The sequence below is a fragment of the Pseudoalteromonas sp. genome (assembly GCF_041613455.1).
In the GTDB taxonomy this organism is placed as follows: Bacteria; Pseudomonadota; Gammaproteobacteria; order Enterobacterales; family Alteromonadaceae; genus Pseudoalteromonas.
The window spans coordinates 35,932-46,524 of the sequence record NZ_JBFJHD010000008.1 but is presented as its reverse complement, the minus strand read 5'-3'; the positions used below and the strand labels follow the sequence as shown (position 1 = coordinate 46,524).

Sequence of the window (10,593 nt, the reverse complement as noted above, 5' to 3'; positions counted from 1 at the left end):
CGTTTTTAATAAAGGAAAGAAGAATGAGCGATATCCAAGAACGCGTAAAGAAAATTATCATTGAACAACTAGGTGTTAAAGAAGAAGAAGTTAAAAATGAATCTTCTTTCGTAGATGACTTAGGTGCAGACTCTCTTGATACAGTTGAATTAGTAATGGCTCTTGAAGAAGAGTTTGATACTGAGATCCCTGATGAAGAAGCTGAAAAAATCACTACAGTACAATCTGCAATCGATTACGTAACAGCTCACGCTGAGTAATTAGTCGCAATTTAAGGGCAGCGTTCGTTGCCCTTAAACTCTATATCCAAACCACTTCAAAGTTCATGATTCAAAAGCAAGGCACCACTGCCAGCTAAGCGAATTATCGTTGGTATTATGCGCTGCTAAATTTATTGAGACTAGCACTTTGAGGTAGCTTGGGTATGTCACCCTCTTACAAACACCTTATTGGAGGCAAACCGTGGCTAAACGTCGTGTTGTCGTAACTGGCTTAGGCATGTTGACGCCGCTAGGGAATGATGTGCAATCAACCTGGCAGGGCTTATTAGCAGGCAAAAGCGGTATTCAAACCATCACTCACTTTGACACCTCAAAGTATGGTACGCATTTCGCGGGTCTTATTAATGATTTTGATGCATCGGCATATATGCCAGCAAAAGATGCTAAAAAAATGGATTTATTTATCCAATATGGGATTGCAGCAGGGGTTCAGGCGTTTAAAGACTCTGGCCTTGAAGTGACAGAAGAAAATGCAACACGTATTGGTGTGGCGGTGGGTTCTGGCATTGGTGGTTTAACGTTAATTGAAGAAAACCACATTAAATTACTCAACAGTGGTCCGCGTAAATTATCGCCGTTTTATGTGCCTTCAACCATAATTAATATGATCTCGGGTCATTTATCAATCATGAATGGCTTACGTGGCCCTAATATTTCAATTGTGACCGCGTGTACCACAGGACTGCATAATATTGGCCACGCTGCGCGTATGATAGCGTATGGCGATGCTGATGCTATGGTTGCGGGTGGGGCTGAAAAAGCCTGTACACCGATTGGTATGGGGGGCTTTAATGCCGCTCGTGCATTATCGACTCGTAACGACGACCCACAAGCGGCTTCACGCCCGTGGGACAAAGACCGTGATGGCTTTGTGCTTTCAGACGGTGCCGGTGTGGTGGTAGTAGAAGAGTACGAGCACGCTAAAGCACGGGGCGCTAAAATATATGCCGAGCTGGTAGGCTTTGGTATGAGTGGCGATGCGTTTCACATGACGTCACCACCAGAAGATGGTGCAGGGGCAGCCTTAGCGATGGAAAATGCGTTAAAAGATGGCCAAGTTAATGCTGAACAAGTGGGTTACATTAACGCCCATGGCACATCAACACACGCGGGCGATAAAGCAGAAACCGCTGCAGTTAAAAGCATCTTTGGTGCTGCCGCAAGCGACGTAATGGTAAGCTCATCTAAGTCAATGATGGGTCATTTACTTGGCGCTGCGGGCTCGGTTGAATCAATTATTTCTATTTTATCGTTAACCGAACAAAAAGTAACACCTACGATTAACTTAGATAATCCAGACGAAGGCTGCGATTTAGATTACGTGCCACACACAGCACGTGATGCAAAGCTAGAGTATGCGTTATGTAACTCGTTCGGTTTTGGTGGTACTAATGGCTCGTTACTGTTTAAAAAGGTATAATCTTTTTTAACAACGAACTAACGATAAGAGCTCAGTTGTTTAACTGGGCTTTTTTTATATGCAAAATAAAACACTATCCATGCAGACAATTTTAATCACCGATAAAAATAGTCAGATCAGCTACGCCGATCGTGGCTTAAATTATGGTGATGGTTTTTTTACCACCGCTAAAATAGGCGCTGGGCAGGTTGAACACTGGCCATTACACAAAGCCCGCTTAATTGAATCTGCTGCGCGGTTGGGTTTTCCAGAAATTAATTTTCAAGCGCTCGAACAGCAAATAAGCGAGGCTGTGGCGCTGCAACAGCTTGGCGTACTTAAAGTGCTGGTAACGCGCGGCGTAGGTGGGCGAGGGTATGCGTTGCCTAGCGAATGTCATTTAACCATTTTATTAACTGTGTCTGACTACCCAACACATTATGCGCAGTTTGCAAATGATGGCGTTAGGGTGAATATTAGCCCTATCAAGTTAGCGGCACAGCCATTATTGGCGGGGCTAAAAACGCTGAATCGACTAGAGCAAGTGCTGATCAAGAATTCAATGCAAGGGCAAGATTGTGATGATGTGCTGGTGCTCGATTATAACAATCACGTCATCGAAGCGTCAGCTGCCAATGTGTTTGTCATTTCACAAGGACGTATATTTTCTCCACTCTTAACGCAGTGCGGTATTAAGGGGGTTTATCTGCAATCGTTATGTGATAAATTAGCCGTTGAATTTAAACACCTTAGTGTTGATGATCTGCTGCAAGCGGATGCGGTATTTATATGTAATAGCTTAATGGGTGCGGTCCCCGTTAGCCGTATTGCAGAGCATACATTTAATGTAGTAGACAGCCAGTTAATATTAAAAGAATTATTAGCCAAGGAGGCTAAGTGTTAAAAGTAATGTTTTCGGTATTAGTGCTTGCAATTATTACCACCGCCATTGGCTATCAGCAGTTACACACCACCATTCATAGCCCACTTAATGTTGCCAGTAATACGCAATTCGAAGTTAAAAAAGGCATGGGTTTTAACCAGTTATGCCAGCAATGGCAAGCAAATAGCTGGCTTGACAGCTGCTGGCGTTATCAGCTGGTTGCTAAATTAGACCCAAGCCTTACCGAATTAAAAGCAGGGCTGTATGAGCTGACAAACGACACGGTGCTCAACAACATAAAAAAAATCAACAGTGGGCAACAAATCAGCTTTAGCTTTACCATTATTGAAGGACAAGCGTTACGTGAAGTGCTAAGTGCACTTAGAGAGGCAGATAACTTAAAATATGATTTGGATACGACGCAATTAGGTCAACAAATAATAGGGCAAGACACTCATTTAGAAGGGTGGTTGTTTCCCGAAACCTATCATTATCACCATAACGATACGGCCAGTAGCGTGCTACAGCGAGCCGCAAAAAAAATGCAGCAAATACTTGCAGCGGCTTGGCAACAACGTGCCGACGACTTACCTTACAAAACATCCTATGAAGCACTGATCATGGCGTCAATTATTGAAAAAGAAACCGGCCTTGCCTGTGAGCGCCCGTTAATTGCTTCGGCATTTGTTAACAGACTTAACAGTAATATGCGCCTACAAACCGATCCGACGGTGATTTATGGCTTGGGTGAGCGCTTTGATGGCGATATTAAACGTAAAGATTTACGTGAGCACACGCCGTATAATACTTATCGTATTAATGGCTTGCCACCCACCCCCATAGCTATGCCCTCAAAAGCGGCTATTTTGGCGGCGGTGAATCCACCAAAAACAGCGTATGTTTACTTTGTGTCAAAAGGGGATGGTAGCCACCAATTTTCAACCACATTACAGCAACACAATGCGGCCGTTAAAACGTATATATTAAATAACAAGAACTAATTTTTATGAACCCAAAATTTATTGTAATCGAAGGACTTGAAGGGGCAGGAAAGTCAACTGCCATTGCGCTGTGCCAATCGTTTTTACAAAACAAAAAAATTGATTTTATTAACGTGCGTGAACCCGGTGGCACACCGCTGGCTGAATCGTTACGCACATTAGTGAAAGCTGAGCACGAAGAAGAAATAGCATTTGAAACAGAGTTGCTCATTATGTATGCTGCACGCTCGCAGTTGATGCATAATGTAATAACCCCTGCACTTGAAAAAGGCCTATGGGTGCTTGCCGATCGCCACGATTTATCCTCGCAGGCGTATCAAGGTGGCGGACGCGGTATTAGCGCTAACACCTTGGCCTCGTTGTCTTCAATGGTATTAAAAGGGTTGAAACCTGACTTAACTATTTACTTAGATATTGACCCTGTGATTGGTTTGGAACGCGCGAAAGGGCGTGGTGAACTTGACCGCATAGAACAAGAGGCAATAGAGTTCTTTCAGCGCACTAGAATGCGTTACTTAGAGCTGGCAAGTGAGGACAGCTCGATAAAAACAGTCGATGCTAATCAACATATTGATCATGTGCATCGCGATATACGCCAAGTGCTACAGACCTTTTTTGCAGGGTTAACATAATATGGCACTGCCTTGGCTGCACGATACCGAGCAACGTTTGGCACAAAGCTTTCGTGCTCAGCGTTTTCATCATGCCCAATTGTTTTGTGGCCCTATAGGTGTAGGTAAGTTTGCGCTAGCAGAGCAACTGGCGAATAGCTTATTGTGCCACAATATGACTCAACACCTGCTAGCAACGGCTAATAGTACTCTTATGCCGTGTGGCTACTGTAAAAGCTGCGCCTTAACGCTGGCAGGGACGCATCCCGATAAGCGGGTTACTCAGGTAGATGGGCAAAGTATTGGGGTTGATGATATTCGTGCTATTAGTGATTTTATGCATCACTCTGCAGCGCAAAATGGCAATAAAGTGGTAATAATCGAAAACTGCGACAAAATGACAACAGCTGCGGCAAATGCCTTATTAAAAACCTTAGAAGAGCCGAGTAATAGCCGTTTTTTAATTTTGACCAGCAGTCAAGTGTCACAATTACCAGCCACTATTTTAAGCCGTTGTGCTAAAACCGATGTGAAAGTCACGCAGCTTGATGTTGCTAAGCAATGGCTTGAAGCGTTGGCGATAGAGGATTATGCTTGGTTGCCGTTGTTTTACAGTCAACCATTACAAGTTCAACAGTGGCAAGCGCAAAATCAATTGCAAAATATAGATTCACTTTATAAATTTGCAACTGAGTTTAAACAAAGCCATAATTTCACCGAGTTAGTGACAATAATTAATAAACAACCCGAGCTAATTCGTATATTTACGTTATTTTTAAGCGAGCAATTAAAGCAACAACTGTTGCAGGGCATGAGTTTTGACGCTTATCAAGCAGCGCAGCAAGCATTGCATGATTTTTTACAAAATAACACGCAAATACTCGGGCTTAATTTACCGCTTGCAGTGTCGCGACTCGCATACACATTGCGCAAATAATTAAAAGGATTGCTCATGCAAGAGCTATTAGTAGATATAGATGATTTAGATGAATTATATTGCTGTTACATGCCTTATTTAAAAAAAGGCGGCTTATTTGTACGTACTAATATGCGTTATGAGGTTGGGCATTCATTAGCGCTTAGGGTAACGCTACCCGATGCGTTAGAAGATGATGTGGTAACCGGTAAAGTATCGTGGATCACGCCGCAAGGTGCACAAAGCACCAACCCGCCGGGGATTGGTATTAGTTTTTTAGATGATAAAACCAATTTAAACGCTAAGATCGAAAAACTGCTAGGCACTATGTTAAACTCCGGTAATCCAACGTATACCATGTAGTAATAGGCAGGGTTACAGCGAGTGATTATAGCGCCACTCGCGATAATAGCCGCTTATTTTGGCTTCTGACTAGGGGAATTAGTGACTCAATTAGGTTACCTTAGTTAGAACAAACTTCCACTCCAAATAGATACAGGTCCCATAGTGATTGTAGATTCTCATTGCCATTTAGATCGTCTTGATTTTGATAAACTAGATTTAAACCTCGACCAAGTACTAGATAATGCCCGCGCAAAAAAAGTGGAGCATTTTTTATGTGTCAGCGTTACGCTGGATCAATTCCCAAGTATGCTCGATAAAATCAAGCATTACGATGATGTGTCGGCGTCCTGTGGCGTGCACCCACTGGATCAAAAAGATGCGCTTAATAAGCAACAATTAATTGATTTAGCTTCCCATGACAAAGTCGTGGCGATAGGTGAGACCGGCCTAGATTACTATTATGCCAAAGACACGCATGCCGTACAGCAAGCAAGTTTTGTTGGCCATATAGAGGTGGCTAACCAATTACAAAAACCACTTATTATTCATACTCGTGATGCTCGCGCCGACACTATTAATTTAATGAAACAGCATAACGCTGAAAACTGCGGTGGCGTGCTGCATTGTTTTACCGAAGATTGGGATATGGCTAAAAAGGCCATAGATATGGGCTTTTATATTTCAATTTCGGGTATCGTTACTTTTAAAAATGCCGTTGAGTTGAAAGACGTAGTAAAGCAAATTCCACTCGACCGTTTATTAATAGAAACCGATTCACCCTACTTAGCACCCGTGCCGTATCGTGGCAAAACCAATCAGCCAGCCTATGTTGAAGATGTTGCGTATTATATTAGTGAATTAAAGGGCATTAGCTTTAACGAATTGGCAAAAGCCACTACAGATAATTTTTATTCGTTATTTAAATTAGCAGCAAAAGGCTAACAGCATGCTTATGAGCACGGCGCCACTGCCTATGTTATTAATGGGACCTGTGGTGCGCCGTGCTGAGCAAGGCACTATTTGCATTCAGTTTGCGACCTCTAAAGCTGCAAACTGCCGTCTCGAGCTACTAAATTATGCGTGTTATAGTGAGCAGCAAAGTATTGCACTGGGTAAACACTTATACTTACAACTTTTAACAGTTAAACCCATTAGTGGCGCTTTCCCGCTCGACAGTTTACTGAGTTATGCATTGTTTATTGATGACAACGAAGTGGATTTATCACCATGGTGTTTCGATAACCAATCAGCCCCAGCCTTTGCAATTCCTAATCAACTCACGGATATTTTACATGGCTCGTGCCGTAATGCGCATCACCCAGCAAAAGACAGCTTAGTGGCGGCAAGTCACTGGCAAAATGAGCAACGTAAAAATAATAGCCAAGGCGCACAACTGCTATTACTTTCGGGTGATCAGGTTTACGCTGATGACGTAGCGGGGCCGATGTTACTGCTTATTCACCAGCTGATCACTAAACTGGGTATTTATAAAGAACAGCCATTAGCACTTAATTTACCCACTGAACTTGATGAGCAGCTGTATAATCGTCATGTTTTTTTACCTAAAACACCGTGGCAAAATCGCGCTAAATTAGGGATAGGTTATTGGCTGAAAAAAGATCAGCCGCATTTTTCCAGCATTAAAGCGTATAATCATCTGATTCATTTTGAAGAATATATTGCCTTATACTTACTCAATTTTAGTGATATTGCTTGGCAGTGTGTTGACATAGAAAACGCCAGCTATGGCGGCACAAACGCTAAACATCGCCAGCTATTTATTACTGAAAAACAGGCTCTGCTTGGCTTTTCACGTGGCTTAGCTGACGTCGCGCGTTTATTTGCCAACGTGTCTACTTTAATGATGTTTGACGACCACGATGTCACCGACGATTGGAATCTCACCGCTGCATGGGAGCAGGCGATTGAGCAACATCCAGCAAGTAAGCGCATAGTAAATAATGGCCTAATTGGCTACTGGTTATTTCAAGGATTGGGTAATGATGCATTAATTAACAGCGGATGTTTATTAGCTGCGTTTAAAGGTTGCTTAGCAGAGAATAATACATGGCAATTTAGCGCGTTTGACAAACCATTAAACGCATTTAGCCAATGGCATTATGAGCTGACAAGCACACCCAAGGTAGTGGTACTGGATACACGAACACATCGCTGGCGCAACGAGCGAAATTTTAACGAGCCTTCAGGGTTACTTGACTGGGAGCGACTTACTGAGCTTGAGCAAAGCTTGTTGAGTCACGATAAGGTCATTATAGTATCGCCGGCGCCGGTATTTGGCGTGAAGTCGATAGAAGCTATTCAAGCGTTATTCAATATGTGTGGCCAGCCACTCACCGTGGATGTAGAAAACTGGATGGCGCATGAAGGCTCAGCGAAAAAGTTACTCGATACTTTTAGGCGTGAAGATACGCCACACGAAACGCTCATTTTATCGGGCGATGTGCATTATTCGTTTTGCTTTTCGGTGCAAAAACGCTTTGGCGACCACGCCAATAGAATATGGCAACTAACCGCCAGTGGCATTAAAAATGAATTCCCGCGCAAGCTGATCAATCTACTTGATAAACTTGACTCTATTTTATACGGCCCGAAAAGCCCGCTTAACTTTTTTACTAAACGTTGGCATATGGAAGTTGATAAACACCAAACCCTAGGCAAAGGGCAAAAGTATCTAGTAAGTGACTCAGCCATTAGTTTAATCACCTTAGCGCAAGGTGATTTAGCCCGCTACCAGCTCATTCATGGCGACGGCCATATCAGCGAATTTGACTTAACAGAGCAATAAATTAACAGCTGGTATTAGGTTTCAGAGATCAGGCCGTTACAGATAATTTGTAGACGCAGAGCCTGCTCGCGTGTGACGCGAAGCTTCAAATGTGTAAAGCTTTTAGCGCTTAAACCGCAGCGTCTCTTAGCCCTCTTTGTGAATAAATCAGTTAAACCTGCAACGTAAAAATGACTCTTAAAGCACATAGAATATTGAGGCGCTGTGCGCTGCACTGAGAATACAAAGAAAAAACCTAATACCTTTACTAATACTCATAACATTTGTATTTAATCACTTTCTCTGTTTTCTCGTATCTTCTGTGGTAAATAAGTTACTAAGATCTTATTGTCATGCACACGGGGGGTAAGATAAGCCGCGCCTACAAAATCATTTTAACCACAGAGGCGCTTCGCGCTGCACTGACAACTGATGGCTAATATCTGCTCTTTACCCATCACTGCGTCGTTTTTTATTCCGCTTTGCTGCTGGTAATTTATTCGTTAATATGGCTAAACATAAAATAGCGATAAACAGCATAGAGTTAGCGCCAGCTTGCAATGAATAGTCAACTAAAGAATGCAGCAGCATAGTAATGATAGTGGTGGCGCAACCAAAAGCCACTCCTTGATAAAGCGCCGTTTTACGCTTGCGCATGGTGTCGATACATAACCACAAACAATACAGTACCAGTAAGCCTAACAGCGCAGTAGTCGGTATACCCAGCTCAACCGCGAATTGCACATAATCGTTATGGGCATTGTCGTAATAGCCAGAGTAGAGTTCAGATTGATATGCTGGAAACACAGTATAAAAAGTGCCGCCACCTGAGCCCAGTAATGGTTTAGCTAAAATGAGCGGAATTGAGTCGCGCACTACTTCATCGCGCGTTTCAAATTGCAAACTAGTTTCACTAATGCGTTGCTTTACTTTTTCAACATCGAAAATGGCACCAATAATTATTAAATCGATGATAAAAAAGCTGACTATAAGCAGTTTGAATGCGTTGGGCTTTTGCTTATAAACAAACAGGGCGAGTAAGCTCACTAGAATGAGCGCAATAAAAAATGCCGAATTGCCCATGCGACTGCGAGTTAAAATAAGCGCCACAATAATAATAATGAGTGATGCACGTAAAATAATTTTAGAGCTCAATAACACTTCTGCCCAATCGCGTAATGTTTGGGTTATCGAGTGTTTGTTACTATTAACCCCGCGTTCCAATTCACTGATCAACACACCAATGCCTAAACACAAGCAAAGCGCTAAATAATTGGCTAAAAAGTTAGCATAGGTAAAAGTTCCTATAGCACGCTCAGTGTGTTGATAGTTAAATAAAGGACTGAGTATGTCCGGTGAAAAGTTTAAATAACTGGCATACAATGCTTGCAAAACGCCTGCACAGACAATGGTATATATTAGTCTTTTAATACGCTGGGCGTTATTACAATAGGTAAAAATTAACCAGCACAACATAAACATAAAACTTGTTTTAACTAGCATTTGTTTCGTTTGAAAAGGATCGGCACTGTCCCCGTACAACTGTAATGTACACACAAAGATTACACTCGCTAGTACAACCAATAGAGGCCAATAACAACGCGCAGGAAAAAGACTGTGCTTGGTATGCATAACGCAATTAATAAGATGTATAAAAAAAGTGAAGCTTATAAATACGCCCATAGTTAAAATTGCCCATGGGCGGTAACTCCCTAAGGGCAGGGGGAGTAAAAATAATATGCTACACAGCAAACAAAATATAAACCGATGCAAAATATACTCTAATAAAAACGCAGCCAGCGCTGCGTTTTACATATTGATTAATAATTAGTTACCTATTTCCGAAATACCACCATCACCACCAGAGCCACCGCTACCAGGAGGGGTGGGGAGTGAAGGAAAAGTAATCGGTGCTGGTGAGGGGGAATTAGGGCCCGCTGCGGTAGCTTGCGAGGCGAGAGAGGGATCAATACCCGCTAATATTGCCGCAATTGTAATGGCGTCTGGGTCAACGCCATAGGCAGCTAACGCCGCTAAAAAACTAATCACTTGAGGACTGTCTGCGCCAAAAGCACTGCTAACAGCAGCTAGCATCAACTCGAGCTGATCGGCAGAGCACTTTCTTAAAAGGATGGTTTTATCAGCCTGATCTTTTAACTGGTTTTTACAAATGAGCTTAATGGCTGCAATCAAATCCTTTTGTAACTGCTCGGGTGATGTGTCAGCAGAGGTATTGCTTAAAATTGAAATTAAGTTATCAACTTCGCTAGTTTGTATTTCAGCTGCAGTATTTGTTTGGGCATAAGCGCGCGGTGTATAACATACACACAAACTTATCAGTAGTGCGCAATAGATAATTGACTTCATGAGTA

Annotated in this window: 11 protein-coding genes; 9 read left to right on the top strand and 2 right to left on the bottom strand. The window is 42.5% G+C overall.

The features are described 5' to 3' along the window. Nucleotides 1–23 precede the first annotated feature (23 nt). The 9 genes from acpP (at nucleotide 24) to ABYB02_RS01890 (ending at nucleotide 8,242) form a co-directional block, all read left to right on the top strand. Nucleotides 24–260, top strand: coding sequence for an acyl carrier protein (acpP, locus tag ABYB02_RS01930; RefSeq protein ID WP_006792304.1), 237 nt, complete (start codon nucleotides 24–26; stop codon nucleotides 258–260). 202 nt (nucleotides 261–462) lie between these two features. Then, the gene (fabF, locus tag ABYB02_RS01925; protein ID WP_372760517.1) at nucleotides 463–1,701 is read left to right on the top strand and encodes a beta-ketoacyl-ACP synthase II; all 1,239 of its coding nucleotides are present in this window, start codon (nucleotides 463–465) and stop codon (nucleotides 1,699–1,701) included. A gap of 58 nt (nucleotides 1,702–1,759) precedes the next feature. Continuing rightward, entirely contained in the window at nucleotides 1,760–2,584 is an 825-nt protein-coding gene (gene pabC / locus ABYB02_RS01920) for an aminodeoxychorismate lyase (RefSeq protein ID WP_372760515.1), read from the top strand. Continuing rightward, a complete protein-coding gene (mltG, locus tag ABYB02_RS01915; RefSeq protein WP_372760513.1) occupies nucleotides 2,578–3,564 on the top strand; it encodes an endolytic transglycosylase MltG in 987 nt (328 codons plus the stop codon). Before pabC ends, mltG begins: the two co-directional genes overlap by 7 nt. 5 nt (nucleotides 3,565–3,569) lie before the next feature. Further along, nucleotides 3,570–4,196, top strand: coding sequence for a dTMP kinase (tmk, locus tag ABYB02_RS01910; RefSeq protein ID WP_372760511.1), 627 nt, complete (start codon nucleotides 3,570–3,572; stop codon nucleotides 4,194–4,196). Between the two features lies 1 nt (nucleotide 4,197). After that, on the top strand, nucleotides 4,198–5,112 hold the full coding sequence (locus tag ABYB02_RS01905; protein WP_372760509.1) for a DNA polymerase III subunit: 915 nt from the start codon (nucleotides 4,198–4,200) through the stop codon (nucleotides 5,110–5,112). Between the two features lie 15 nt (nucleotides 5,113–5,127). Further along, nucleotides 5,128–5,454, top strand: coding sequence for a PilZ domain-containing protein (locus ABYB02_RS01900; protein WP_372760507.1), 327 nt, complete (start codon nucleotides 5,128–5,130; stop codon nucleotides 5,452–5,454). A gap of 144 nt (nucleotides 5,455–5,598) precedes the next feature. Beyond that, nucleotides 5,599–6,378, top strand: coding sequence for a TatD family hydrolase (locus ABYB02_RS01895; protein ID WP_372760505.1), 780 nt, complete (start codon nucleotides 5,599–5,601; stop codon nucleotides 6,376–6,378). A gap of 4 nt (nucleotides 6,379–6,382) precedes the next feature. Next, nucleotides 6,383–8,242 (top strand): metallophosphatase, encoded by a 1,860-nt coding sequence (locus ABYB02_RS01890; protein WP_372760503.1) that lies wholly within the window; start codon nucleotides 6,383–6,385, stop codon nucleotides 8,240–8,242. A 429-nt stretch (nucleotides 8,243–8,671) separates the two neighbouring features. Here ABYB02_RS01890 and ABYB02_RS01885 read toward each other — a convergent pair whose 3' ends face one another. After that, a complete protein-coding gene (locus ABYB02_RS01885; protein ID WP_372760501.1) occupies nucleotides 8,672–9,994 on the bottom strand; it encodes an O-antigen ligase family protein in 1,323 nt (440 codons plus the stop codon). A gap of 54 nt (nucleotides 9,995–10,048) precedes the next feature. Further along, complete coding sequence (locus tag ABYB02_RS01880; RefSeq protein WP_372760499.1) at nucleotides 10,049–10,588, bottom strand: hypothetical protein; 540 nt, start codon at nucleotides 10,586–10,588, stop codon at nucleotides 10,049–10,051. Nucleotides 10,589–10,593: the final 5 nt, after the last annotated feature.

Coding starts and splice junctions, on each gene's coding strand:
- acpP (WP_006792304.1), top strand. CDS start 24: ATGAGCGATATCCAAGAACGCGTAAAGAAAATTATCATTGAACAACTA.
- tmk (WP_372760511.1), top strand. CDS start 3,570: ATGAACCCAAAATTTATTGTAATCGAAGGACTTGAAGGGGCAGGAAAG.
- ABYB02_RS01890 (WP_372760503.1), top strand. CDS start 6,383: ATGCTTATGAGCACGGCGCCACTGCCTATGTTATTAATGGGACCTGTG.
- ABYB02_RS01880 (WP_372760499.1), bottom strand. CDS start 10,588: ATGAAGTCAATTATCTATTGCGCACTACTGATAAGTTTGTGTGTATGT.
- ABYB02_RS01905 (WP_372760509.1), top strand. CDS start 4,198: ATGGCACTGCCTTGGCTGCACGATACCGAGCAACGTTTGGCACAAAGC.
- ABYB02_RS01900 (WP_372760507.1), top strand. CDS start 5,128: ATGCAAGAGCTATTAGTAGATATAGATGATTTAGATGAATTATATTGC.
- pabC (WP_372760515.1), top strand. CDS start 1,760: ATGCAAAATAAAACACTATCCATGCAGACAATTTTAATCACCGATAAA.